Raw genomic sequence first — 23,596 nt, 5'->3', positions numbered from 1 at the left:
GGAGGAGCAGAACGTCAGGGATCTCTTCCGCGACCCGCACCACCCCTATACGGCGGCACTGCTCGCGGCGCTGCCCGAGCGCGCCACGGGGCGGCGGCTGCCCTCGATCCCCGGCGTGGTGCCGGGCCAGTTCGACCGGCCGGCGGGCTGCCTGTTCTCGCCGCGCTGCCCGCTCGCCACCGACCTCTGCCGCAGGGTGCAGCCCATGCGCACCCGCGGCGCCCTATGCCACTACGCGCTGAAGGACGGCGTGCCGCAGGGCCACCCGGGCAAGAAGGAGGAGGCGGCATGAGCACCGTCGTCTCCGCCACGAACCTGACGCGACACTATGAGGTGAGCCACGGCGCCTTCGCCAAGCCCGCGACCCTGAAGGCGCTCGACGGAGCAAGCTTCAGCCTCGAGCGCGGCAAGACGCTGGCCGTGGTGGGCGAATCGGGCTGCGGCAAGTCCACGCTGGCGCGCCTCGTCACCATGATCGAGACGCCGACTGCGGGCTCGCTCGTCATCGCGGGCCAGGAGATCGCGGGCGCTTCCGCCACCACGCTCAAGGCGCTCCGGGCCAAGGTGCAGATCGTGTTCCAGAATCCCTATGGCTCGCTCAACCCGCGCCAGAAGATCGGCCATGCGCTGGAGGAGCCGCTCCTCGTCAACACGCGGATGAGTTCCGCCGAGCGCACCGAGAAGGCGCGCGCCATGATGGCGAGCGTGGGACTGAGGCCTGAGCACTACGACCGCTACCCGCACATGTTCTCCGGCGGGCAGCGCCAGCGCATCGCCATCGCGCGGGCCCTCATGCTCGACCCCGAGCTCCTCGTTCTGGACGAGCCCGTCTCGGCGCTCGACGTCTCGATCCAGGCGCAGGTACTGAACCTGCTGGCCGACATCCAGGAGCGGCACAACCTGGCCTATCTCTTCATCAGCCACGACCTTTCGGTTGTCCGCCACATCGCCAACGACGTGATGGTGATGTATCTCGGCCGCGCGGTGGAACAGGGCCCGCGCGAGGCGATCTTCGGCAACCCGCAGCACCCCTACACCAAGGCGCTGCTCTCGGCGACGCCGCACCCCGACCCGACGCGCAAGAGAGAGCGCATCGTGCTCAAGGGCGAACTGCCCTCCCCCCTGAACCCGCCCTCGGGCTGCACCTTCCATCCGCGCTGCCCGTGGCGGTTCGAAATCTGCCCGCTGGTCAATCCAGCCTTGCTTGCGCATGAGGGAAGCCTTGTGGCATGCCACGCCGTGAACCCTCCCTCAGCGGATACGAGCACGGAAGCAGCCTGACATGTCCAAACGCGCGGAACTCTCGACCGGCGAGGCCCTCGTCGGCCTTCTCGAAGCCTATGGCGTCGATACGATCTTCGGCATTCCCGGCGTGCACAATGTCGAGATGTACCGCGCCCTGCCGCGCTCCAAGATCCGGCACGTGCTGGTGCGCCACGAGCAGGGCGCAGGCTTCATGGCAGACGGTTATGCGAGGGCCACCGGCAAGCCCGGCGTGTGCTTCACCATCACGGGACCGGGCCTCACCAACATCCTCACGCCGATGGGGCAGGCGTGGTCCGATTCCTCCAACGTGCTGGTCATCTCCTCCGCACTCGACATCCGGGATTCGGCGCAAGGGCGCGGGCGGCTGCACGAGATGATCGACCAGCGCGGCGCGGCGGCGACGGTGACGAGCCTGCACATGCGCGCCTACACGCCGAAGGACGTGCGCGACGCCATCGCCCGCGCCTTCGCCAATTTCGCCAGCCAGCGGCCCAGGCCCGCCTATCTCGAGATCCCGCTCGACCTGCTCAAGGAGCCGGCGGGCGATGGCTGGGAGGCGCGCGGCCTTCCGGCCGTCGCATCGCCCTCGCAGCGGCAGATCGACGAGGCGATCCGGAAGCTCGACGGCGCCGGGAAGCCGGTGATCGTGCTGGGCGGCGGCGCACTCCATGCTGGCGCAGCGGCCCTCGCCATCGCCGAGAAGATCAAGGCGCCGATCATCACCACAACCGCGGGCAAGGGTGCGGTTCCGGCCGACCACCCGCTCTGCCTCGGCTATGTCATGGGACGCGAGGGCGCGTGGACGATGCTGGCGGAGTCCGACGCCATCCTCTGCGCGGGCTCCGAACTTTCCGAAACGGATTTCTGGAACGACGACGTGGTGATCGGGCGCAACCTCATCCGCATCGACATCGACCCTTCCGTGATGAGCCGCCCGCATGCGCCGGAGATCGCCATCCTCGGCGATGCGCGGCAGGCGCTGGAGGCCATCGCCGCGGGCGTGCAGGAGAAGGCCGGAGAGGCGAAGGCCAGCTTCGATCTCGGCGAGCCCGATCAGCTCCGCGCCACGCTGGCCAAGGTGCTGGAAGTGATCCGCGCGGAACTGCCGGAGGACACGGTGATCTGCTCCGACATGACGCAGATCGCCTATGCGGCGAACGAGATCTTCCCGGTTTCCCGGCCGCGCACGTGGCTTCATCCCGTGGGCTTCGGCACGCTGGGCTTCGCGCTTCCCGCCGGCATCGGCGCCAAGTTCGGCGTGGGCGGCAGGCCCGTCGCCGTGATGATCGGCGATTACGGATTGCAATACACCATCAACGAGCTCGGCACCGCGGCGGAGCACGGGCTGCCGCTCGTCATCCTGATGTGGAACAACGATGCGCTGGGGCAGATCCGCGACGACATGGTGAACAAGGGCATCCAGCCCAATGCGGTGACGCTGAAGAACCCGGATTTCCAGATGCTTGCGAAGGCCTATGGCTGCCGCGCGGAGAAGCCAGGGAACCTCAAGGCTTTGGCCGAGGCGATCCGCGGTGCGCTGGTGGCGGAGGGGCCGACGCTGATCGAGATGACGCCACGCATGGTCAATGGATAGCGCCGTCATCTTCGACGTGGACGGCGTGCTCCTCGACCTGACGCCGCAGGAAGAAGACGCCTTCTTCATTCCCTTCGCGCGCCGCCATGGGCTTACCGGCCTGTCGCGCGACTGGGACAGCTACCGGGTCCGCAGCGACGAGCACATCGTGGCGGAGATTCTGGAGCGGCACGGGCTGCCGCCGGAGGACAGGGATGGGATCTTCGCGGATTACCTGGCGCTTCTCTCCGAAGGGCTGGGCTCGGGCGCGCTCCAGGCGATGGAAATCCCGGGGACGCGGGACCTCCTCGCATCGCTCCCGGAGTCACGGCTCGGAATCGCCACGGCGAACCTGCTCTCGGCGGCGAAGCTGCGGCTCGCATCAAGGAATCTGTGGCAGCCGGTGAGCGGGCTTGCCTTCGGAGCGGAAGGCTCCGGCCACAAGCGCGAGACGGTGGCCCGCGCCATCGAAGCGACGGGCCTACCGCGCGAGCGCATCGTCTACATCGGCGACAACCTCAACGACGTCGAGGCGGGACTCGCCAACGGCGTCCACTTCATCGGCTTCTCGCTGGACGCAGCGCGGCGCGAAAGGCTGGGGGCGGCGGGCGCGAGCCATCTTTCCGGCGATCATGTCACCACACGCCGCCTGATCGGCGACCTGCTCGGCTGAAGAGGCCCTCACCCGCCCTCCGGGCACCCTCTCCCATCGCCTCTCGCGGGGGAGAGGGCAATTGGAGGTCACATCTTCGGCATGATCACCGCGTCGATGACATGGATCACGCCGTTGTCGGCCGCGATGTCGGCCTGGACGACCTTGGCGCCGTCGACCGTGACGCCGTCGGTTCCGTTCACCGTCACCTCGCCGCCCTGGACGGTCTTGGCCTTGGTCTCCTTGCCGGCGACGTCGGCGGCCATCACCTTGCCGGGAACCACGTGATAGGTGAGGACGGCCACCAGCTTGTCCTTGTTCTCGGGCTTCAGCAGGTCATCGACGGTGCCCGCGGGGAGCTTGGCGAAGGCCTCGTCGGAAGGCGCGAAGACGGTGAAGGGGCCGGTGCCCTTCAGCGTGTCGACGAGGCCCGCGGCCTCAACCGCCGCGACCAGCGTCTTGAAGTTGCCGGCGGCGGCGGCGGTGTCGACGATGTCGGCGGCGAAGGCCTGGGCGGAGAGCGCGACGCTCGAGACGGCCAGTGCGGCGGCGGCGGCGAAGTTGCGGAAACGGTTCATATCGGGTTCTCCCTGAGGTCAGAGTTGACAGGGAGCGTTACGGGGCCCTCTGTGCCGCGGTTTGCGCACGGTGTTTCACAAAGAGTTTTTCGGCGTTTGATGATCCACCACAGGTCTGACATATTCGGCGGGCCCACTCCGAAAAAACCCCCAATGGCCGGACCTGACAGTTCATGAGCGGCGGACCCCACGACAGCCAGAGCCAGTTCGCGATCCTGAAGTCGCGGAGCTTCCTACCGCTCTTCGTCACCCAGGCGATCGGCGCCTTCAACGACAACGCGGTGCGCAACGGCATCGCCATCCTCATCACCTACGACCTGGCGGTGCGCTTCGGCTTCGACGCCACGCTCTTCGTGCAGGCGGGGCTGGCGCTGTTCATGCTGCCCTACTTCCTGTTCTCGGCCATCGCGGGCCAGCTCGCCGACAAGCACGACAAGGCCATGCTGGCGCGCTGGATCAAGGCGTTCGACCTCGCGGCCATGGTGTTCGGGGCCTTGAGCCTGTGGCTCGAGAACCCATTCATGCACCTTGCCGTGCTGTTCCTCGCGGGCACGACCGCCGCCTTCTTCGGGCCAATCAAGTATGGCGTGCTGCCGCAATACCTGCGGCGCGAGGAGCTGATCGCCGGAAACGCGCTGATCGAACTCGGCACCTTCGTGACCATCCTTCTCGGCACGCTGTTCGGCGGCTTCCTGGTGCTCGAGGACTGGGGAAGGCCGCTGCTCGCCCTCTCGATCGTGGCGCTCGCCGTGGCCGCGTTCGGCTGCGCCTTCCTGATGCCCTCCGCGCCCGGCGACCGCACGATCGTCTTCGACTGGAACGTGCCGCGCCAGACGCTGAAGCTCCTTTCCTATGCGCGCGAGCGCGAGGACGTGTTCTGGTCGGTGATCGGCGCTTCGTGGTTCTGGTTCCTCGGCGCCGCCATCATGGCGCAGCTTCCCGTATTCACCCGCGACGTGCTGCTGGCGGGCGACACGGTGGCCAATGCCTTCATCGGCCTCTTCACCATCGGCATCGGGGCGGGCTCGCTTCTGACCAACGCGCTGCTCAAGGGCGAGGTCTCGCCGCGCTACGTGCCCATCGCCTCGATCATGATGACGGTGTTCCTGCTCGACCTCTATTTCGCGGCGGGTGCCGTGAACGCCATCCTGGCGGGGAGCGCGAACAACGGAATTGCCGCCTTCTTCGGCCACTGGCAGGGCTGGCGCGTGGCGGCGGACCTGTTCTTCGTGGCCTTCTTCGGCGGGCTCTACGCGGTGCCGCTCAACGCCATCATGCAGCACCGCTCAAACCCTTCGCGGCGGGCGCGGGTCATCGCCGCCAACAACGTGATGAACGCCATCTTCATGATCGCCTCGGCGGTGGCGGGCGCGGTGCTGCTCAAGGCCATGTCGGCGCAGGCCTTCTTCCTGCTGCTGGGGCTTGCCAACGCGGTGGCCTCGCTGTTCGTGGCGCGGCTCCTCACCCAGGAACTGGCCGCCAGCATCGCGCGGCTCATCTTCGGCCTCGTCTACCGCGTCGAGGTGAAGGGGATGGAGAACTACCGCGCCGCTGGGCGGAAGGCGGTGATCATCGCCAACCACACCTCCTACCTCGACGGACCGCTGATTTCCGCCTTCCTTCCCGAGCGGGCGAGCTTCGCCATCAACACGCATGTCGGACAGGCGTGGTGGGCGAAGCCCAGCTTCGCGCTGTTCAAGATGATCCCCATCGACCCCACGAACCCGATGGCGCTGCGCGTGCTCGTGGACGAGCTGAAGAAGGGCCGCAAGGTGGTGATCTTCCCCGAGGGCCGCCTCACCGTGACGGGGGCGCTGATGAAGGTCTATGAGGGGCCGGGCGCCATCGCGCAGATGGCGGGCGCGCGCGTGCTGCCCGTGCGGATCGACGGCGCGCTCTACACGCCCTTCTCGCGCATGCGCGGCAAGCTCAGGCTGCGCTGGTTCCCCAAGATCACGATCACCTTCCTGCCGCCGGTGAAGTTCGATCCGCCGGAGGGCAGGCGCGGCGCGGCGCTGCGGCAGCACCAGGCCGACAAGCTCTATGACGTTATGACCGACATGGTCTTCCGCACCTCGAACATCGACCGCACGCTGCTCGAGGCGCTTCTCGACGCGCGCCACACCCACGGACGCCGCCACGTGGTGCTCGAGGACGTGCAGCGCACCCCGGCAAACTACGACAGGCTGGTGATGGGCGCCTTCATCCTCGGCCGGCGCATGGCGGAGATGACGCCCGGGCAGCGCCACGTGGGCGTGCTGCTGCCCAACGCCACGGCCTGCTTCGTGACGATCTTCGGGCTTCACGCCTTCGGACGCGTGCCGGCCATGCTGAACTTCTCGACCGGGGCGGTGAACATGGCGGCGGCCTGCACGGCCGCGCAGGTCTCGACCGTCGTCACCTCGCGGCGCTTCATCGAAGCGGGCAACATGGAGGAAGACCTCAAGGTGCTCTCCGAGGGGCGCAAGGTGATCTTCCTCGAAGAACTGCGCGAGACGCTGACGCTCCGGGACAAGGCCTTCGGCTTCTGGGCGCGCTTCTTCTCGAAGACGGCGCTGCGCATGACCGGCGCGCTCCGCGACCCCAATGGCCCCGCGGTGATCCTCTTCACCTCGGGCTCCGAGGGCCTGCCAAAGGGCGTGGTGCTGTCGCACAGGAACCTGCACGCCAACCGCTTCCAGGCGGCGGCGCGCATCGCCTTCACCGCCTCCGACGTGGTGTTCAACGCGCTCCCGATGTTCCACGCCTTCGGCCTCACCGGCGGGGCGCTGCTTCCCGTGCTGGCGGGCGTCAGGACCTTCCTCTACCCCTCGCCGCTCCACTACAAGATCGTGCCGGAGCTCTGCTACGAGACCAACGCAACGGTGCTGTTCGGCACCGACACCTTCCTCATGGGCTATGCCCGAAGCGCCCACCCCTACGACTTCTTCAACGTGCGCCTCGTCGTTGCTGGGGCGGAGCGCGTGAAGCCCGAGACGCGCGAGGTTTGGATGGAGAAGTTCGGGCTCCGCATCCTCGAGGGCTATGGCGCCACCGAATGCGCGCCGGTCGTTGCCGTCAACACACCGATGCATTTCCGCACCGGCACCGTGGGCCGCCTCCTCGACCAGATCCAGTATCGCCTCGAGCCGGTGCCCGGCATCGACGAGGGCGGGCGGCTCTTCGTGAAAGGTCCCAACATCATGCTGGGCTATCTCCGCGCCGACAATCCCGGCGTGGTCGAGGCGCCGCCCGACGGCTGGTATGACACGGGCGACATCGTGAAGATCGACGAAGATGGTTTCGTGACCATCCTGGGGCGTGCCAAGCGCTTCGCCAAGATCGCCGGCGAGATGATCTCGCTCGGCCTCGTCGAGCAGAAGCTGAAGCAGGCCTTCGCCGAGGCGGACCACGCCGTCGTGGCGGTGCCCGACCTGAGGAAGGGCGAGCAGCTCGTGATGTTCACCACAAGCCCCGAGCTCGATGCCAAGAAGGTGGCGGAAGGCATGAAACGACTGGGGACGACGGCGCTGATGGTGCCGCGCAACGTGATCGTCATAAAGGATTTGCCGCTGCTCGGTTCCGGCAAGACGGATTACCAGGCGCTGAACCGCATGGCGCGCGAGCAGGTCAAGCCGTGAGCATCGAAATCGCGAAGGCGGTCAGGCCCGGCTGATCACTGCGCCGCCTCGAGCAGCGGCTCGGCGGCCAGATCCTCGTCGAACGCCGCTTCCTCAGGCCGGCGCGGAGCCTCTTCCGGGATGCGGAATACGTTCCAGTGCCACAGCCTGCGGCCGAGTTCGGGAAGTCCCGAAGCCCAGGACACGAGCGGGGAAAGCATGAGCGCCCCGGCGATCGGCGCCAGCCACAGGAATGCGGCCCAGGAAACGTGGAAGGAGAGTACCGCGAAGCCCAGGCCCCCGAGGACATGCGCGGCATGGGTGCGGGCGCAGGCGGCGAGCGGCATCGCCTGATCGTCGCGGTTCTGGGCGTTCCAGCCGGAATCGCGGCCGAGGAACACATCCGCCACGAAGCGCGACTGGATGAGCATCATCACGGGCGAGAGCAGCATGGAGACCAGGGTTTCGGCGGCCACGCTCTTGAACAGGCCGGCGACGCCACCGCAGCCCTTGCGCAGGTCAGGGTCGCGCAACGCCAGCAGCAGCGCCAGCAGTTTCGGGAGATAGAGCACGCCGAAGGTGATGGCAAAGAGGCGGAGCGCCAGTTCGGGATCGAAGACGGGCCAGACGGGGAAGAGCGAGAAGCTCTCCGGGAAATAGTTGGGCGTGACGTGACGCGCGACGGTGGCGAGCAGCAGCCCCGCCATCAGAAGCATCAGCCACAGCGGCGAGGCGAGATAGGACATGATGCCCTGTACGAGGTGGACGCGGCTCACCCAGTGGAGGCCCTTCGCACCGACGATCTTGATGTGCTGCAGGTTGCCCTGCGCCCAGCGCCTGTCGCGCGTGGCGAGATCAACGAGGGATGGGGGCGTCTCCTCATAGGAGCCGGCGAGCTGCGGCAGCATGGTGACGGCGTAGCCGGCACGCCGGATCAGGGCCGCCTCGACGAAGTCATGGCTCAGAACGTGGCCGCCGAAGGGCTTGCGGCCGGTGAGCTCCGGCAGGCCCGCGGCCTCGGCGAAGGCGCGGGTGCGGATGATGGCGTTGTGGCCCCAGTAGTTTCCGTCCCGTCCGTGCCAGGCGGCCAGGCCGGTGGCCACCAGCGGCCCGTAGACGCGGCCGGCGAACTGCGTCATGCGGGCAAACGGCGTCCAGCGGTTCTGGAGCAGCGGCAGCGACTGGATGATGCCCGCCTGCGGATCGGCCGCCATGGCGCGGGCCAGCGTGATCATGGCGGCAGCGCTCATGTCGCTGTCGGCATCGAGCACGATCATGTGGTCGTAGGCAGCACCCCAGCGCGTGACGAAATCGGCGATGTTGCCGGCCTTGCGGTGGTGGTTGTTCTCGCGCCGGCGATAGTAGACGCGCATCGCGGGCGAGAGCTGCCGCCTGAGCCAGGAGAAGGCCTCGCGCTCGGCGGCGGCGATCGAGTCCTTGCGGGTGTCGCTCAGCACGAAAATGTCGAAGCGCCGTGCAACTCCCTCGCGGCGGAGCGCCTGGCCCATGCGCAAGAGCGCGTTGAAGACCCGTTCCGGATCCTCGTTGTAGACGGGCATCAGCAGCGCGGTGCGGCCCGTCTCCTCGATCCCCGCGAGCGGCGGCAGTGCCGGCCTGCCGCGCATCAGCATGGCGAAACCCAGAATGGCGCTTGCGCAGGAGAAGGCGATCCATGCGAAGGTGAGCGCAAAGAAACTCGCGAACAGCACCTGCAGCGCGGTGACGTTCACCGGGCTGATCACCTCGTACATTTTCCAGGTGCCAAAGCCGGTGATGAGCAAGGAGGCGCCGAACACGAAGATCCGCGCCATCACGACGTCCGCGCCATTGCCGACGGGCCGGGCCTTGCCCGCCCAGGACTTCAGATCCTGGATGGGCATGTCGAGCGGTGCCGGAGGCGGTATGGTGTCGGTCAGCTTCTGGTCCACCGGAAGAGCCATGTCTCGCTCACTTTCTTGTCGCCGCGCTTCAGCACGGCGCGCAGTTCCGCGATGTCTGCCCCATTGACGTTGTGCTCGAAGGAGAGCCGCGTCGTTTTCTCGACGTCGTTCTTTGCCGCATGCACGTTGGAAATCACGCCGGCGGAGGCCGTGACGTCCGCAACGACGTCTCCTTCGAGATCGCCGCCCGCGAACTCGACGATGTAGAGCCGCAGATCTGGGTCATAAGATGGCGGATCAGACGAGTAGTTGGGATCGACACCGGCGCCGGAGAACACGGTGCGGCCGACGGGGAGTTCGACACCCATGGGCCAATCCGCGCACCAGTGCAGGCGGTAGACGTAGGAATAGCTCTGGCCCTGCTTCAGCGGATCCTTGGGCTGCCAGAAGGCGACGATGTTGTCGTTGGTCTCGAGCTGGGTGGGGATCTCGTAGAGCTCCACGGCGCCCGGCCCCCAATCGCCGACCGGTTCGGCCCACAGGCTGGGACGGCGCTCGTAGCGGGATTCGAGGTCCAGGAAGTCGCGATACTGGCGCTTCCTCTGCATCAGGCCGAAGCCGCGCGGGCTGGTGTCGATGAAGGCGCTGACCTGCAGCGTCTTGGGATTGGCGAGAGGGCGCCACAGCCACTCCCCCGCCCCGGTCTGCATCATCAGCCCGTCCGAATCGTGAACGGCGGGACGGAAATCGTCGACCGGCCTGGACAGCGCATCGAGCAGGAACATCGACGTCATCGGCGCGATGCCGACATGCGGGAGGTCGCGCCGGGGGAAGAGCACGAGCTCGACGTCCATCTGCGTATCCTCGCCGGGCTTCACCGCGAATTTGTAGGCCCCGGTGACCGAGGGGCTGTCCAGCAGGGCTTCGACCACGACGGTGGTGGCGGCGGGATCCGGTTTCCTCACCCAGAAGGCGCGGAACATGGGGAATTCCTCACCCTTGGGCTGGCCGGTGTCGATGGCGAGGCCCCGTGCCGAAAGGCCATAAAGCAGGCCGCGCCCCACCCCGCGGAAATAGGACGCGCCCTGGAACACCAGGAACTCGTCGTTGTACTCCTTCGAGTTGATCGGATGCCGGAGCCTCAGCCCGGCATAGTGCATGTCGGTCTTGCCGTCCATCTCGGGCGCCAGCGGGCCGAAGTTGAAGAGCTCCGGGCTGTAATTGATGCGCGCGGCCTCGCCATTCTCGACGACGTGGACGTCGACGGGCGCGGTGAACAGGAAGCCGGAATGGAAGAGGTCGAAGGAGAACTGGTGCGGCTCGCCCTTCCAGAAGGACTTTTCCGGGTTGAAGCGGATGTCACGGTACTGGTCGTAGGTGAGCGCCTCCCAGCCAGGGGGCATGGCGATCCGCACGTCTTCCCAAGGCTTCTGAGCGAGGGACTCGGCAAGCTTGCGGACGTGGTCCTCGGCGAAGGGCTGGCGTTCGATGAAGAGATCGGAGGCTTCTGCAACGCTGGGCAGCAGTCCCTGACGGAGCGCCGCCGCGAGCGCGCCAAGCACTGCCGCCGACCTCAGGACCTGACGCCGTGAAAATTCCATTCTGGGGAAATCCGAGAAAAATGGTGCGGCGCACAAGCTAGCCTAACTCCCGAAAATGTAAAGCCCATCCCGCGGCCCCTCGACCGCGCCGTGGCCTTGCACTAAAAGCGCGGCAAAACAAGGGTTCCCAGGATGAAATTTGCGAAAGTCACGGCGAGGCTGGACGGCCTCGGCTCCGAGAAATGGGCCGTTCACATCGAGGGCAGGCGCCGGGCGGCGCTGGGCGAGCGGATGATCTTCCTGTCGATCGGGGAGCCGGACGCGCCGCCGCCGCAGGCCATCCTCGACGAGGCGGACCGGCAGATGCGCGCCGGCCGGCTTCGCTATGCCGAAGGCCGGGGCGAGATCAACGTGCGCCGCTCGCTCGCCCGGCTCTATACCCGGCAGACCGGCCGCGCCATCCACGAGAACCAGTTCATCTATCTCCCCGGCACCCAGACCGCCCTCTACGCCGCCATGATGACGGTGGTGGACGAGGGCGAGGAGGTGCTGATGGCGGACCCCTATTACGCCACCTATGAAGGAGTGATCGCCGCCGCCGGGGGCATTCCGGTGCCGATCCGCGTCGACCCGGATCACGGCTTTCACCTCAAGGCCCGGGACGTCGAGAAGGCGATCACGCCCAAGACGCGCGCCCTGCTGATGAACACGCCGTCGAACCCCACCGGTGCGGTCTTCACCCGTGCCGAGATCGAGAAAATCGGAAAGCTGTGCGAGGCCCACGATCTCTGGATCATCTCAGACGAGGTCTACGCCACGCTGACCTATGGCAACACGGTCTTCGCCTCGCCCTTCGACGTGCCGGAGCTGGAGAAGCGGACGATCGTCGTCTCCTCGATCTCGAAGTCGCACGCGCTTCCCGGCTTCCGCTGCGGCTGGATCGCGGCGTCGCCTGAGTTCTGCGACCGCTGCATCCCGGTGACGGAGACGATGCTGTTCGGTTCCCAGCCCTTCCTCGAAGACGCGATGGCCTTCGCGCTCGACACGCATTTCCCCGAGCTCGACGCGATGAAGCGCGCCTATGAGGAGCGCGCCCGGGCGCTGGTGAAGGCGCTCGCCGGCTCGCACAGGGTTTCGGCGCGGATGCCCGAGGGCGGCATGTTCGTGATGGTGGACGTGCGCAAGACGGGACTTTCCGGCGAGGCCTTCGCCTGGCGCCTGCTCGAGGAGGAGAATGTCGTCACCATGCCCGGCGAGAGCTTCGGGGCCGGAGGTTCCGGCCACCTGCGCGTGGCGCTCACCGTCAGCGCGGAGGAGATGGCGGAAGCCTGCAAGCGCATCGCAAGGCTGGCGGAGCGGATCTGAACGGCGAGTGCATTCTTCCGCTGCGCAGCGATGGAAGCAGGAAGGCTGACGGCTAGCGTCCGTAGATCTGCTGCGGCAGCCAGAGGCCGATCTGCGGGAAGGCGTAGAGCAGCGCCATCGACGCGATCACCAGGAAGATGAAGGGCATGACGCCGGCGAAGATGTCGTTGATGTTCACCTCCTTCGGCGCCACGCCCTTCAGGTAGAAGGGCGCCATTGCCACGGGGGGCGACAGGAAGGACGTCTGGATGTTGAGCGCGATCAGGAGGCCGAAGAACAGCGGGTCGATGCCGAAGTGATCGAGCAGCGGCAGGAAGATCGGCACGAAGATCACGATGATCTCCGTCCATTCCAGGGGCCAGCCCAGAATGAAGATGATGATCTGCGTGACCAGCAGGAACATGAAGGGCGAGAGATCGAGCCCCACCACGAAATCCTTGATCACGGCATCGCCGCCCAGGATGGCGAAGACCGCCGAGAAGGTGAAGGAGCCGACGAAGAGCCAGCCCACCATGGCAGAGGTGCGCGCCGTCAGGTAGACGGATTCCTTGAGCTTCTCGAAGTTCAGCGAGCGGTAGGCGGCGGCGAGGATCAGCGCACCCAGCGCGCCGATGGCGGCCGCCTCGGACGGCGTCGCCAGGCCGAACATGATCGCTCCCAGCACCGCCAGGATGAGCAGGGCCAGCGGCATGAAGGAGGTGAGAAGCTCGTAGATGACGGTGCCGACCGGCACGTTGCGCTCTTCCAGGGGAAGCGGCGGCGCGAGCTTCGGGTTCAGCATGGCGCGCACCATGACATAGAGAATGTAGAGCCCCGCCAGCATGAGGCCGGGGAACAGTGCTCCGGCATAGAGCTGGACGGGCGAGACCCCGGCAGTGGCGCCGTAGAGGATCAGCATGATCGAGGGGGGAATGAGGATGCCGAGACAGCCGCCGGCGCAGACGACCCCCGCAGACAGGCGCACGTCATAGCCATGGCGGAGCATGGCAGGAAAAGCCAGGAGGCCCATCAGCGTCACCACCGCGCCGACGATGCCGGTGGCTGTGGCAAAGAGCGCGCAGGTGATGAGCGTGGCAACGGCGAGCGAGCCCGGCAGGCCGCCGGCCGCGAGCTGGATGGAGCGGAAGAGCCGGTCCAGGATGTTGGCGCGCTCGACGATGTAGCCCATGAAGACGAAGAGCGGCACTGAGATCAGGATGTCGTTCGTCATCACCGACCAGGTGCGCTGGACGAGGAGCGCCATGACAGGCTCCCAGTTGCCGTCGAAGGCGAGGAAGGCGAAGCCGACACCCATGGCCATGAGCGTGAAGGCGATCGGGAAGCCGAGCATGATGAGCCCGACGAAGAGCACGAGCATCAGCACGCCGAGTTGAGGGTCGGTCACGGCCTTGCTCCTTCGCCGGCATGCTGTTCGAGGATGACCTTTTCGAGCTCTTCCACGTCGTGCAGGCGCTGCGGCCACTGGCCGGTGCGGAGGCAGACGAGGCAGCGCACCACCTCGACCACGCCCTGCAGCAGCAGCAGCACGCCGGTCACCGGGATCACCGTCTTGTAATGGTAGACCGGAAGGCCGGACGGACTGTAGGCCGAATGCTCGTGGGTAAACCACGACTGCGCTGCAAAACCGTAGCCCGAGTAGATGAAGGCGATGATGCCCGGGAAGAAGAACAGGATATACAGCACGAGATCCATGCCCGCCTGGCGGCGCGGGGGCCAGGCGCGGTAGAGGAAGTCGCCCCTCACATGGGCGTTCCGCGCGAGCGCATAGGCGCCCGCCATGATGAACAGAACGCCATAGAGAATGTAGCTCGCATCGAAGGCCCAGTCGGTGGGGGCACCCAGCACATAGCGCGAGAACACCTCGTAGCTCACCACGAAGGTGAGCAGCAGGATCGACCAGGCGAAGACCTGGCCAACGAGAGTGCTGACACGGTCGACCGGCAGAAGGAGGCGCTGCAGCCGCGGCGCCCAACCCTCCCCCGGGGATTGCGGCAACAGCTGCATCACGAAGCTCACGAGGATCATGGCCACGCCGGCCCAGAAGACGAGCGGGGAGTAAGGCGTGGTGCCGTTCGTGGCGTGGGCCTCCTCCAGCAGCGCACAGCGCTCGGCCCAGGAGACGAGGCAGGCAAAGCTGTTGTTGGGCCTCAGGCCCTTGCTGGCGACCATCCGGCCCACATCGCCATAGGCGGAGAGCGACCAGAAGATGGCCAGAACGATGCCGGCCACGCCCAGAGCAAACAGGACGAATGCCCAGCGTTCGCGCTTCATGCCTCAACCTCCCCCCGAGAGCCAAGCCGTCCGGCCTCGACGGCCGGACGGGGAAGCACTGTCGTCAGGCCTTGAAGAAGTAGTCGTAGGCCAGTTTCTGGTCGACTTCGATCTCGAATTGGGCACCCACGACGCGCTTCGTCCAGGCCTTCTGGCTTTCCACCACCTTGGCGAAGAAGGGTTCGGCAGACTGCGCCTCGATCACCTTGTCCCAGGCGGCGAGCTGCGCCCGGAGCACCGACTCGGGCGTCTGGTGAACCCTCACGCCCGCGGCCTTCAGCGCCTCCAGGTCCTTGGAATAGCGGTCCATCGCCTTCCAGCTCATGTCGGCAGAGGCCGCTTCGGCGGCATAGCGGATCACCGCCTGCAGCTCCGGCGCCAGCGCATCGAACTTCGTCTTGTTGAAGATGATCTCGAAGCACTCGGCCGACTGGTGATAGCCCTGCAGCATGTAGTCCTTCGACACGTCGGGGAAGCCCAGCAGCGTGTCGGAGGTGGGGTTGTTGAACTCCGCCGCATCGAGGAGGCCGCGGTCCATGGCCGGCACGATCTCGCCGCCGCCCATGATCGTCACCGCAGCGCCGAGTTCCTTGAACAGGTCGGCCGAAAGGCCCACCGTGCGGTACTTGAGACCTTTCAGCTGCTCGGCATCCGTGACCTGCTGCTTGAACCAGCCGAGCGGCTGGGTAGGCATCGGCCCCGAGAGGAAGCCGACGAGATCGAGCCCAAGAACCTGCTGGACGAGCTCGTCATAAAGCGCCTGGCCGCCACCATACTTGATCCAGCCGAGCATCTGGTTGGCGCGCCAGCCCCAGGCGGGCGGCGTGCCGAACAGCGAGAAGGCCTTGTGCTTGCCATACCAGTAGGCGGTAACCCCGTGGCCGCCGTCGAGCGTACCGGAGAGCACCGCGTCATGCACTTCGAGCGCCTTGGCGACGGCACCGGCCGCCAGAAGCTCGATCTTGAGCCGTCCGCCGCCCATCTCGTTCACGCGGTTGACGAAGTCCTGGGCATATTCGTGGAAGATGTCCTTCGCGGGCCAGGTGCTCTGGAACTTGAACACCGCGGCTTCCTGCGCACGCACCACATTCGGCATGGCGAGCGTGGCTGCCCCCGCCGCGGCTGCGGTAGCGCCCGATTTCAGGAACGCGCGGCGGGATGCGGGTTCGGCGGGCTTTCGTATCTTCGGCATTTAGTCCTCCCTGGTTCTTGCGGCCTTGGGCTGCCGCTCATGCATGCGCTTTTGCGCTTAGCGACAATTAACGCATGATCCGGGGAGCCGGTTCAATGGGAAAAGCCGACTTAGTCGAAAGTATAATGCGCCGAGGCTGCCGAACGCTAGGTCACCTGATAGCCGAATTCCTCGGCCTGTTCGGTGATCCATTCCCAGAAGCTTTCGGAAAAGCCGCGGAAGACCGACAGATCATAGGAGTCTTCCCCTATGCGGGTGAGATGGACGCCGACATGGGCCATCTGCGTCATGGCGGACTTGCCGACCGGGAAGTGATCCGGATGCAGGTCGACCGGCGTGCCCTTGGCGAGCACGGCGCGTGCCTTCGGACCGCAAATCCGGATGACGACGCGGCCATGGCTCTGGTCGCTCACCGAGGCAATGCCTGCCAATGCTGCCTTGAGCTCGCGGTAGAGAGCTCCCTCGCCGCGGCCCTCCGCCAGCACGAAATACTGGTCGGGACCCGCCCACTGCGCCGCGTATGGCTTGAGCGCCGCGCCGGTGGCAGCGCCCTGCCCCGCCCGGGCGATGACCGTCACGATCGACAATGGATGGCGGACGCTGAAGCTTACGCCGGGAACCCCGCGGGAGGCTCCGAAGCGGCCCTGAACCGCGACGTCCCTGAGGGGCGAGACGCGCGGCAGCATGATCTCGGATGTGTCAGGCATGGAGTCTCTTGTTCTCCCTGTCGAAATGCATGGGATCGCAGACCTCGCCCATCACGCGCGAGCCGCGCAGGCCGTCCCAGACCTGCACGATCTCGCCGTGGCGGGCGCGGCCATTGGCGAGGAGCGCCAGCCCGATCCACATGTTCAGCATGGGGGACCAGGCGACCGAGGTGACGTAGCCCTGATCATTGGCCATGGAGGGCGTATCGTCCTTCTTCAGGAGATGCGCGCCGGAGCGGATGCGGTCGGTGGAATCCACCGGCCGGATACCGACGACGCACTGGCGGTTGGCGTCCGTCAGGCCGGGGCGCTGCGCCATCATGCGGCCGATGTAGTCCTTCTTGGTGGACATCATCTTGCCGAGGCCAAGGTCGGCGGCGGTCGTGGTGCCGTTCAGCTCGCCGCCCGCCACATGGCCCTTCTCGATGCGCATGATCGACAGCGCCTCGACGCCATAGGGCGTGATGCCGAACTCCTCGCCCGCCTGCATGACGGCGCGCGCGGCCATGTTGCCGTAATCGGCAGGCACGGCCAGTTCATAGGCATGCTCGCCCGAGAAGGAAAGACGGAAGAGCCGCGCCGGGACACCGCTCAGAATGGTGACTTCGAGAGCCGCCATGTAGGGGACGGTTTCGTCCGTCATGACGAGACCGTCGACGATCTTCTGCAGCGTGGCGCGGGCCTTCGGCCCAGCTACCGCCATCTGCGCCCACTGCTCCGTGACCGAGACATAGGTCACGTCGAGATCGGGGAAGAGCGCCTGGTGCGCGAATTCCATCTGCGCCATGACCTTGGCGGCGTTCGCCGTCGTCGTCGTCATCACGTAATGGTCCTCCGCAAGGCGCGAGGTGGTGCCGTCGTCATAGACGATGCCGTCCTCGCGCAGCATGAGGCCGTAGCGCGCCTTGCCCACCGCGAGAGTGGAGAAGGTGTTGCAGTAGAGCTTGTCGAGGAAGGCGCCGGCGTCCTTGCCCTGGACGTCGATCTTGCCGAGGGTGGAGACGTCGCAGAGGCCGACGGCGCTGCGCGTGGCCAGCACCTCGCGCGAGGCGGAGGCGAGCCAGTCCTCGCCTTCCTGCGGGAACCAGGATGAGCGCATCCAGAGGCCGGTCTCGACGAAGACCGCGCCCTGCTCCTCCCCCCACTCGTGCAGCGGCGTCTTGCGCACGGGCTGGAAATGGTGGCCGGTGAATGGGCCCGCCAGCGCGCCGAAGGCGACGGGCGTGTAGAATGGCCGGAAGGTGGTGGTGCCCACCTCGTCCATGCTCCGGCCGGTGGCCTGCGCCATGATGGCGATGGCGATCACGTTGCCGAGCTTGCCCTGGTCGGTGGCCATGCCCGTGGTCGTGTAGCGCTTGGCGAGCTCGATGTCGCGGTAGCCCTCGCGCGCGGCGAGCGGCAGGTCCTTGGCGGTCGAGTCGTTCTGGTAGTCGACGAAGGCCTTGCCGTGGCTCTCCTTCACCCACCACAGCGGCGCGATCGCAAAGGCCTCGTCACGGCACTGCGGCACGGCGATCGCCTTGCCGTCCGCTGCGCCCTTCGCCGCGCCGTCTGCCAAACACTCCGAGAGAAGCATCTTGCCCGCGGCCGATCCTGCGACGCTGAAGGCGCTTCCGGTATCGGGCGGCAGGAAGGCGAGGAGATTGCCGTCCCACCTGGGCTTCTGACCGCGATGGCAGGCCAGATTGACGACCGGGCTCCAGCCGCCCGACATGGCCACCGCGTCGCAGCTGATGTGGGTGCCGTCGGTGAGGTGCACGCCCTTGACGCCCTTGCCGCCAGCCACGTCGGCGAGCATCCGCCCGCGGAGCACCAGGACGCCCGCGGCATCCGCCTTCGACTCCTTGCGGCTGTCGACGATCGCCTCGACGTGCACGCCGTGCGCCTTGAGGTCACGCGCGGTGCGGTAGGCCGAGTCGTTGTTGCCGAAGACGACGACGGAACGGCCGGCCGCCGCGGCATAGCGGTTGGCATAGGCACGCATGGCGGAGGCCAGCATGACGCCCGGCACGTCATTGCCGCCGAACGCCACGGGGCGCTCTTCGGCACCCGCCGCCAGAACCGCACGCCTGGCGATGATGCGCCAGTAGCGCTGGCGCGGCTCGTAGGGATCGGGCGCGGCCACATGATCGTTCACGCGCTCGACGGCGCCGAAGACGTTGCCGTCGAACCAGCCCATCACCGTGGTGCGCGGCATCAGCGTGACGTTGGGCATCGACGCGAGTTCGGCGAGCACGCCCATCGCCCAATCGAGGCCGGTGGTGCCGCCGATCTCCTCGCGCTCGCTGAGGAGCGAGCCGCCCAGCGCCGCGCCCTCATCCGCCAGGATCACGCGCTTGCCCGAGCGCGCGGCGGCGAGCGCAGCCATGAGACCGGCAGGACCGGAGCCGATCACCAGCATGTCGCAGTGGGCGTAGGCCTTTTCGTACTTGTCGGGGTCGGGGAGGCGGGATGCGGTGCCGAGCCCCGCGGCGCGGCGGATCAGCGGCTCGTAGATCTTTTCCCAGAAGCTCTTCGGCCACATGAAGGTCTTGTAATAGAAGCCCGCGACGAAGATCGAGGAGGCGAGCGAGTTGACCGCGCCGACGTCGAAGTCGAGCGAGGGCCATCGGTTCTGGCTGGTGGCGACGAGCCCGTCATAAAGCTCGATCATGGTGGCGCGGGTGTTCGGTTCCTTGCGGCCGCCCTCGCGCAGTTCGACGAGCGCGTTGGGCTCCGCGGCACCCGCGGTGATGACGCCGCGCGGCCGGTGGTACTTGAAGGACCGGCCCATCAGGTGAACGCCGTTGGCGATCAATGCGGAGGCGAGCGTGTCGCCCCGGTAACCGGAAAAGCGCTTGCCGTCGAAGCTGAAGGCGAGTTCGGCCGAACGGTCGATGAGGCCGCCGCTCTGGAGACGGTAGGAGGTCATGACTGCGCTCCCTTCGCCTTTGCATGGTCCCGGGCGGTGACGCAGCCATGGACCTCGTGCGTGTCGGTGTTGCGCGTGACGACGAGCCAGGCGCGGCAGCCGCCCGAATGATGCGCGTATTCGTCAAAGCGGCCGCGCGGGTTGTCGCGCAGGTAGACGTAGTCGAACCACTGGTCCATGGAGGCCGGATCGTTGGTGGTGGGGCGGGTCACCGAGGCGTCGCCGAGGAAGGTGAATTCCTCGACCGGGCGGGTTCCGCAATGGGGGCATGGGATGAGCATGGCTGGTTCCGTCAGTGCAGGTTCGGTGTGGCGCCCTGGCCCTTCTCGTCGAGCATGTGGCCGGTCCTGAACCGGTCGAGACGATAGGCGGCGTTGAGCTTGTGAGGTTCGTCCCTGGCGATGGTGTGGGCGAAGCACCAGCCCGAGGCGGGGGTCGCCTTGAAGCCGCCGTAGCACCAGCCGGTGTTGAGATAGAGGCCCTGGATGTGCGTCTTGTCGATGATGGGCGAACCGTCCATCGACATGTCCATGATGCCGCCCCAGGAGCGGAGCACGCGCACGCGGGCGAGAGACGGGATCATGGCGACGCCCGCCTCGACCACATGCTCCACCATCGGCAGGTTGCCGCGGCGTGCATAGGAATTATAGCCGTCGATGTCGCCGCCGAAGACGAGGCCGCCCTTGTCCGACTGCGAGACGTAGAAGTGACCCGCGCCGAAGGTGACGACACCGTCGATGTAGGGCTTCAAGCCCTCCGACACGAAGGCCTGCAGCACGTGGCTTTCGATGGGCAGCTTCATGCCGGCCATGGCGGCCGTCTCGGAGGAATTGCCGGCGGTGGCGAGGCCGAGCTTCTTGCACCTGATGAAGCCCTTGCTGGTGTCGACGCCCAGCACCTTGCCGTTCTCGATCCTGATGCCCTTCACCTCGCAGTGCTGGATGATGTCCACCCCGCGGCTGTCGGCGCCCCTCGCATAGCCCCAGGCAACCGCGTCATGGCGCACCGTGCCGCCGCGGCGCTGCAGGAGACCGCCCTTGATCGGGAAGCGGGCATTGTCGTAGTCGAAGAACGGATACATCTCGCGCACCTGCTCGCGGTCGAGCAATTCCGCATCCACGCCGTCGATGCGCATGGCGTTGCCGCGCCTGGCGAAGGCGTCGCGCTGGGCGTCCGTGTGGCAGAGGTTCAGAACGCCGCGCTGCGAGACCATGGCGTTGAAGTTGAAATCCTGCTCCAGGTTCTCCCACAGCTTCATCGACCATTCGTAGAACGGGTTGTTGCCCGGCAGCAGGTAGTTTGAACGAATGATGGTGGTGTTGCGGCCGATGTTGCCGGAGCCGAGCCAACCCTTCTCGAGCACGGCGACGTTGGTGAGGCCGTGCTCCTTGGCGAGGTAATAGGCCGTGGCGAGCCCATGGCCGCCCCCGCCGACGATGACGATGTCATATTCCTTCCTGGGCTCGGGCTCCCGCCATGCGGGCTGCCAGTTCTTGTGGCCGGAAAAGGAGTTCTTGATGAGCGAGAATACGTTGTAGCGCATGCGCTGGTCCTGGAGCTTGTTGCCGACAGGTGTAGGCCCCGGGCGTGGGCGCGTCTTGCAGTTGAGAGCCGTTTCCTGATAGAATTGCGCCATGTCTCCCGCACCCCAGACGGTCGGCCTGCTGCTCGTCCCCGGCTTCGCGCTGATGTCCTATGCCTCGGTGGTGGAGCCGCTCCGCGCCGCCAACCTGCTGGCGGGACGGGAGCTCTACCGCTGGATTCACATCACGCCCGGGCCGCAGACGGTCGGGGCCTCCTGCGGCGCGACGGTGCCCTGCCCCGTCAAGGCGGGAGAAACGGCGAAACTCGATTTCCTCTTCGTCTGCGCCGGAGGCAACCCCGCCTCCTTCCGCGACAGGACAACGCTGCGGTGGCTCAGGACTCTCGCCGCGCGTGGCCTGCGGATCGGCGGGGTTTCAGGCGGCCCGGTGATCCTCGCCAGGGCCGGCATCATGGACGGTTACCACATGACGGTGCACTGGGAGCACGCGCCGGCGGTGGCGGAAGCCTTCCCGGCGGTCATGCTGACACGCTCGATCTACATCGTCGACCGCAACCGGCTCACCTGTGCCGGAGGCACCGCACCGCTCGACATGATGCATGCGCTGATCGCCGAGGCGCACGGGCCGGAGCTCGCACGCCGGGTCTCGGACTGGTTCATGCACACGGACATCCGGCCGGCGCAGAGCGCGCAGCGCGCCTCGTTCTCCGAGCGCTATGGCGTTCACGACGACCGCCTGGCGGGAGCGCTGGAACTGATGGAGAGCCATCCGGGAGAACCCCTGAAGCGGAGCGAAACGGCGCGGCGCATCGGGCTCTCGACGCGCCAGCTCGACCGGCTTTTCGCGGAGAAGCTGGGCCTCAGCTATGCCGAACATTATCGCCGCATCCGGCTCGAACGCGCCCGCGACCTGTTGCGGCAATCCGCCGTGCCGATCACCGAGATCGCCCTGGGCTGCGGCTTCTCGAGCGCCAGCCACTTCAGCCGCGCCTACAAGAATACGTTCGGGGTGACGCCGGCGTCCGAGCGGAAGTGACCCCCCACTGTCCCGGGTGAAAGCATCTCGGCGACCCAACAACAACAAAAGCCCGGCGCAACGGTCATTGCGCCGGGCTTTGTTGCTGAATGGCCGATCACACGTCGAGCGTCGTGTCGCGCTCCCACTGCGTGAGGTGGCGGCAGTACTGGTTCCACTCATTGTGCTTGAGCTTGAGGTAGCCGGCGGACACCTCCTTGCCCAGCATCTCCTGCAGATAAGTATCCTGCTCGAAGTTGCGCAGAGCGTCGAGAAGGTTCAGCGGCAGCTTCTTGCCGTTGGTGACCTTGTGGCCTTCCGCATACATGTCGATGTCGAGGCGCTGGCCAGGGTCGATCTGCTTTTCAACGCCATGCATGCCGGCGACCATGACCGAGGCCAGCAGCAGGTAGGGGTTCGCGGCGCAATCCGGCAGGCGGTACTCGGCGCGGCCGCCGTCGGGGATGCGCACCATGTGGGTACGGTTGTTGCCGCCATAGGTGATGGAGGACGGCGACCAGGTGGCGCCCGAAAGGGTGCGCGGCGCATTGATGCGCTTGTAGGAGTTCACCGTCGGGTTGGTGATGGCGCACATTGATGCGGCGTGGTGGATCAGGCCGCCGAGGAAGTGATAGCCGAGCTTCGACACGCCGAGCTCGCCCTTCTCGTCCTCGAAGAGGTTGGTCTTGCGGTCGTTCGTCCATACCGAAAGGTGCACGTGGCAGCCGTTGCCGGTGAGATTGATGAAGGGCTTCGGCATGAAGGTGGCGCGAAGGCCATGCTTCTCGGCGATCGACTTCACCATGAACTTGAAGAAGGCGAGTTGGTCCGCCGTCGTCAGCGCGTCGTTGAAGTTCCAGTTGATCTCGAACTGGCCGTTGGCGTCCTCATGATCGTTCTGGTACGGGCCCCAGCCGAGCTGCGTCATCGTCTGGCAGATCTCGGCGATGACATCGAGCCTGCGCATGATGGCGGCCTGGTCGTAGCAGGGCTTCTCCGCCGTGTCGCGGTGGTCGGAGACGGCCGAGCCGTCGGCATTGATGAGGTGGAATTCCGGCTCGACGCCAGCCATCAGCTTCATGTTCTGCTTGGCGTAATGTTCCGTGAGCTTGCGGAGGACGACGCGCGGCGCCTGGGCCAGCGGCTCGCCGTTCATCCACGGCTCGCCCGCGACCCATGCCACTTCGGGCCGCCACGGCAGCGGAATGATGGCGTTGGTATCCGGCATCACCAGGATATCGGGGTGAGCGGGGGTCTGGTCCAACCAGGTCGCGAAGCCCGCAAAGCCCGCGCCGGCCTTCTGCATCCTGGCTGCTGCTTCCGCCGGAACGAGCTTGGCGCGCTGCACGCCGAACAGGTCGGTGAAATTGAAGAGGAAGAACTTGATGCCGTGTTCTTTGGCATAGGAGGCGAGATCGCCCATAGTGTGTTTCACTCCCGTGAGATGATTTAGTGCCCTCCGGCGCCTCTGATCCGAGAACCGGAGGGGCGTACGCGCTGTTA

At 66.5% G+C, this 23,596-nt stretch carries 18 protein-coding genes; 7 read left to right on the top strand and 11 right to left on the bottom strand.

Features of this window, described 5'->3' with window-relative positions; all coding sequences use genetic code 11:
* The 4 genes from ACK4HL_RS15590 to ACK4HL_RS15575 form a co-directional block, all read left to right on the top strand.
* The coding region (locus ACK4HL_RS15590; protein ID WP_409761969.1) for an oligopeptide/dipeptide ABC transporter ATP-binding protein at positions 1-292 on the top strand (292 nt) is incomplete at its 5' end.
* Entirely contained in the window at positions 289-1,281 is a 993-nt protein-coding gene (locus ACK4HL_RS15585; RefSeq protein ID WP_409761967.1) for a peptide ABC transporter ATP-binding protein, read from the top strand. The genes ACK4HL_RS15590 and ACK4HL_RS15585, both read left to right, overlap by 4 nt.
* Position 1,282: 1 nt before the next feature.
* Complete coding sequence (locus ACK4HL_RS15580) at positions 1,283-2,860, top strand: 5-guanidino-2-oxopentanoate decarboxylase (RefSeq protein ID WP_409761965.1); 1,578 nt, start codon at positions 1,283-1,285, stop codon at positions 2,858-2,860.
* Positions 2,853-3,512 (top strand): HAD family hydrolase, encoded by a 660-nt coding sequence (locus tag ACK4HL_RS15575; RefSeq protein ID WP_409761963.1) that lies wholly within the window; start codon positions 2,853-2,855, stop codon positions 3,510-3,512. Before ACK4HL_RS15580 ends, ACK4HL_RS15575 begins: the two co-directional genes overlap by 8 nt.
* A gap of 68 nt (positions 3,513-3,580) precedes the next feature.
* Here the strand turns inward: ACK4HL_RS15575 and ACK4HL_RS15570 are convergent, their stop codons facing one another.
* Positions 3,581-4,069, bottom strand: a complete 489-nt coding sequence (locus ACK4HL_RS15570) for a fasciclin domain-containing protein (protein ID WP_409761961.1) — start codon at positions 4,067-4,069, stop codon at positions 3,581-3,583.
* Between the two features lie 173 nt (positions 4,070-4,242).
* On the opposite strand from ACK4HL_RS15570, the gene ACK4HL_RS15565 reads away from it, so the two are divergent.
* Positions 4,243-7,689 carry an acyl-[ACP]--phospholipid O-acyltransferase gene (locus ACK4HL_RS15565; protein WP_409761959.1) on the top strand — a complete coding sequence of 1,149 codons (3,447 nt, stop codon included), beginning with the start codon at positions 4,243-4,245 and terminating at the stop codon, positions 7,687-7,689.
* Positions 7,690-7,724: 35 nt separating this feature from the next.
* On the opposite strand, the gene mdoH is transcribed toward ACK4HL_RS15565, so the two are convergent.
* Both mdoH and ACK4HL_RS15555 read right to left on the bottom strand, forming a co-directional pair.
* On the bottom strand, positions 7,725-9,608 hold the full coding sequence (mdoH, locus tag ACK4HL_RS15560; RefSeq protein ID WP_409761957.1) for a glucans biosynthesis glucosyltransferase MdoH: 1,884 nt from the start codon (positions 9,606-9,608) through the stop codon (positions 7,725-7,727).
* On the bottom strand, positions 9,581-11,149 hold the full coding sequence (locus ACK4HL_RS15555) for a glucan biosynthesis protein (RefSeq protein ID WP_409761955.1): 1,569 nt from the start codon (positions 11,147-11,149) through the stop codon (positions 9,581-9,583). Before ACK4HL_RS15555 ends, mdoH begins: the two co-directional genes overlap by 28 nt.
* Positions 11,150-11,281: 132 nt before the next feature.
* Here ACK4HL_RS15555 and ACK4HL_RS15550 point away from each other — a divergent pair, with 132 nt between their 5' ends.
* Positions 11,282-12,454, top strand: a complete 1,173-nt coding sequence (locus ACK4HL_RS15550) for a pyridoxal phosphate-dependent aminotransferase (RefSeq protein WP_409761953.1) — start codon at positions 11,282-11,284, stop codon at positions 12,452-12,454.
* A 52-nt stretch (positions 12,455-12,506) separates the two neighbouring features.
* Here ACK4HL_RS15550 and ACK4HL_RS15545 read toward each other — a convergent pair whose 3' ends face one another.
* The 7 genes from ACK4HL_RS15545 to ACK4HL_RS15515 form a co-directional block, all read right to left on the bottom strand.
* A complete protein-coding gene (locus tag ACK4HL_RS15545) occupies positions 12,507-13,838 on the bottom strand; it encodes a TRAP transporter large permease subunit (RefSeq protein WP_409761951.1) in 1,332 nt (443 codons plus the stop codon).
* Positions 13,835-14,725: a TRAP transporter small permease subunit gene (locus tag ACK4HL_RS15540; RefSeq protein ID WP_409761949.1), complete on the bottom strand. Its 891-nt coding sequence runs from the start codon at positions 14,723-14,725 to the stop codon at positions 13,835-13,837. Before ACK4HL_RS15540 ends, ACK4HL_RS15545 begins: the two co-directional genes overlap by 4 nt.
* 64 nt (positions 14,726-14,789) lie before the next feature.
* On the bottom strand, positions 14,790-15,917 hold the full coding sequence (locus ACK4HL_RS15535) for a TRAP transporter substrate-binding protein (RefSeq protein ID WP_409761947.1): 1,128 nt from the start codon (positions 15,915-15,917) through the stop codon (positions 14,790-14,792).
* A 146-nt stretch (positions 15,918-16,063) separates the two neighbouring features.
* Positions 16,064-16,624: a sarcosine oxidase subunit gamma gene (locus ACK4HL_RS15530; RefSeq protein WP_409761945.1), complete on the bottom strand. Its 561-nt coding sequence runs from the start codon at positions 16,622-16,624 to the stop codon at positions 16,064-16,066.
* Positions 16,617-19,535 carry a sarcosine oxidase subunit alpha family protein gene (locus tag ACK4HL_RS15525; RefSeq protein ID WP_409761943.1) on the bottom strand — a complete coding sequence of 973 codons (2,919 nt, stop codon included), beginning with the start codon at positions 19,533-19,535 and terminating at the stop codon, positions 16,617-16,619. The genes ACK4HL_RS15530 and ACK4HL_RS15525 overlap by 8 nt, the downstream gene beginning before the upstream one ends.
* Positions 19,532-19,816, bottom strand: a complete 285-nt coding sequence (locus ACK4HL_RS15520) for a sarcosine oxidase subunit delta (protein WP_409761941.1) — start codon at positions 19,814-19,816, stop codon at positions 19,532-19,534. The genes ACK4HL_RS15525 and ACK4HL_RS15520 overlap by 4 nt, the downstream gene beginning before the upstream one ends.
* Before the next feature lie 11 nt (positions 19,817-19,827).
* Positions 19,828-21,078 (bottom strand): sarcosine oxidase subunit beta family protein, encoded by a 1,251-nt coding sequence (locus tag ACK4HL_RS15515; protein ID WP_409761977.1) that lies wholly within the window; start codon positions 21,076-21,078, stop codon positions 19,828-19,830.
* 91 nt (positions 21,079-21,169) lie between these two features.
* Between ACK4HL_RS15515 and ACK4HL_RS15510 the strand changes: the two genes are divergently transcribed.
* Positions 21,170-22,114 carry a GlxA family transcriptional regulator gene (locus ACK4HL_RS15510; protein ID WP_409761939.1) on the top strand — a complete coding sequence of 315 codons (945 nt, stop codon included), beginning with the start codon at positions 21,170-21,172 and terminating at the stop codon, positions 22,112-22,114.
* Positions 22,115-22,211: 97 nt separating this feature from the next.
* On the opposite strand, the gene glnT is transcribed toward ACK4HL_RS15510, so the two are convergent.
* Positions 22,212-23,516 (bottom strand): type III glutamate--ammonia ligase, encoded by a 1,305-nt coding sequence (gene glnT / locus ACK4HL_RS15505; protein WP_409761975.1) that lies wholly within the window; start codon positions 23,514-23,516, stop codon positions 22,212-22,214.
* Positions 23,517-23,596: the final 80 nt, after the last annotated feature.

This window comes from Aestuariivirga sp. (assembly GCF_046294715.1).
Taxonomy (GTDB): Bacteria; Pseudomonadota; Alphaproteobacteria; order Rhizobiales; family Aestuariivirgaceae; genus Aestuariivirga.
Note: the sequence above shows the minus strand (reverse complement) of the source record. Positions and strands in the feature narration are given on the sequence as shown.

Excerpts from the sequence above, each read along its gene's own strand:
- ACK4HL_RS15510 (WP_409761939.1), top strand. The coding sequence starts at position 21,170 with ATGTCTCCCGCACCCCAGACGGTCGGCCTGCTGCTCGTCCCCGGCTTC.
- ACK4HL_RS15565 (WP_409761959.1), top strand. The coding sequence starts at position 4,243 with ATGAGCGGCGGACCCCACGACAGCCAGAGCCAGTTCGCGATCCTGAAG.
- ACK4HL_RS15575 (WP_409761963.1), top strand. The coding sequence starts at position 2,853 with ATGGATAGCGCCGTCATCTTCGACGTGGACGGCGTGCTCCTCGACCTG.
- ACK4HL_RS15570 (WP_409761961.1), bottom strand. The coding sequence starts at position 4,069 with ATGAACCGTTTCCGCAACTTCGCCGCCGCCGCCGCACTGGCCGTCTCG.
- ACK4HL_RS15540 (WP_409761949.1), bottom strand. The coding sequence starts at position 14,725 with ATGAAGCGCGAACGCTGGGCATTCGTCCTGTTTGCTCTGGGCGTGGCC.
- ACK4HL_RS15585 (WP_409761967.1), top strand. The coding sequence starts at position 289 with ATGAGCACCGTCGTCTCCGCCACGAACCTGACGCGACACTATGAGGTG.
- mdoH (WP_409761957.1), bottom strand. The coding sequence starts at position 9,608 with ATGGCTCTTCCGGTGGACCAGAAGCTGACCGACACCATACCGCCTCCG.
- ACK4HL_RS15550 (WP_409761953.1), top strand. The coding sequence starts at position 11,282 with ATGAAATTTGCGAAAGTCACGGCGAGGCTGGACGGCCTCGGCTCCGAG.
- glnT (WP_409761975.1), bottom strand. The coding sequence starts at position 23,516 with ATGGGCGATCTCGCCTCCTATGCCAAAGAACACGGCATCAAGTTCTTC.
- ACK4HL_RS15525 (WP_409761943.1), bottom strand. The coding sequence starts at position 19,535 with ATGACCTCCTACCGTCTCCAGAGCGGCGGCCTCATCGACCGTTCGGCC.
- ACK4HL_RS15530 (WP_409761945.1), bottom strand. The coding sequence starts at position 16,624 with ATGCCTGACACATCCGAGATCATGCTGCCGCGCGTCTCGCCCCTCAGG.
- ACK4HL_RS15535 (WP_409761947.1), bottom strand. The coding sequence starts at position 15,917 with ATGCCGAAGATACGAAAGCCCGCCGAACCCGCATCCCGCCGCGCGTTC.
- ACK4HL_RS15515 (WP_409761977.1), bottom strand. The coding sequence starts at position 21,078 with ATGCGCTACAACGTATTCTCGCTCATCAAGAACTCCTTTTCCGGCCAC.
- ACK4HL_RS15555 (WP_409761955.1), bottom strand. The coding sequence starts at position 11,149 with ATGGAATTTTCACGGCGTCAGGTCCTGAGGTCGGCGGCAGTGCTTGGC.
- ACK4HL_RS15580 (WP_409761965.1), top strand. The coding sequence starts at position 1,283 with ATGTCCAAACGCGCGGAACTCTCGACCGGCGAGGCCCTCGTCGGCCTT.
- ACK4HL_RS15520 (WP_409761941.1), bottom strand. The coding sequence starts at position 19,816 with ATGCTCATCCCATGCCCCCATTGCGGAACCCGCCCGGTCGAGGAATTC.